The sequence below is a fragment of the Mesorhizobium sp. WSM4840 genome (genome assembly GCF_055811755.1).
This window is the reverse complement of the sequence record NZ_JBVVQD010000129.1, coordinates 1-448: the sequence shown is the minus strand read 5'-3', so window position 1 is coordinate 448 and position 448 is coordinate 1. Positions and strand designations below refer to the sequence as shown.

Here is a 448-nt window from a genome sequence, read left to right as displayed (position 1 = left end):
TTCAGCAGTTCGTATTGCGCCGCAAGCTCGAACACCACGGGACCGCTCGTTGGGCTCGAGTGGATGAAATGCGACGCCCGGGATATCTGCGACGATACCGTGGCGTGACAGGACCGGTCTTCGGGAAGACGACTGGCCCTTCATGGCCTGGCTACTACCTGACCAATGGCGAGCAGCCTCACAGCCTCATTGTTGCACCGACCCGCGCTGGCAAGGGTGTCGGCATAGTCATTCCAACGCTACTTACATTCAAAGGCTCAGTGATAGCTCTGGACGTCAAGGGGGAGCTCTTTGAGCTCACCTCGAGGGCGCGCAAAGCCGCAGGCCACGAAGTGTTCAAATTCGCTCCGCTGGATTCAGAGCGGCGCACGAACTGCTACAATCCACTGTTGGATCTCATAGCACTGCATCCACAGCAGCAATTCACCGAAGCCCGCCGCTTGGCCGC

General features: G+C 58.9%; 1 protein-coding gene. It reads left to right on the top strand.

All coding sequences use genetic code 11. The annotated features are described in order from the left end of the window. Nucleotides 1-448, top strand: a 448-nt coding sequence (locus AC0L3I_RS37000; protein ID WP_473530242.1) for a type IV secretory system conjugative DNA transfer family protein, incomplete at both ends; no start/stop codon positions are given.